Annotated in this window: 1 pseudogene; it reads left to right on the plus strand. The window is 50.5% G+C overall.

Annotation, left to right across the window (positions count from 1 at the left end):
- Nucleotides 1-273 (plus strand): annotated as a pseudogene (locus KQJ19_RS23895) (acyltransferase); the annotation flags it as partial.

Raw genomic sequence — 273 nt, forward strand, 5'->3', positions numbered from 1 at the left:
TCCCAATACCGTCTCACAAAAAATTGGCGGTTTTGAGTGGCTTCCCATCAACCTGTACATCAGTGGCGACACGTTCTACTACATCGTGTACGGTATGCTAGGCCGAGCGATTGGTATGATGGATACGCACAAGCGCGCACTTACCTGGCTCTGTGCGGCGTTGTTTATCACCGCAGTGTTTATTATTTCTCGAGGCACGTTGCATGAACTGCGTTGGCGAGGCAATTTTGCCGATACCTGGTATCTCTATTGCGGCCCGGCGGTGTTTATTTG

Origin of the sequence: Citrobacter sp. S46_ASV_140 (assembly GCF_018919545.1) — a bacterium.
GTDB classification, from domain to species: Bacteria; Pseudomonadota; Gammaproteobacteria; order Enterobacterales; family Enterobacteriaceae; genus Citrobacter; species Citrobacter braakii.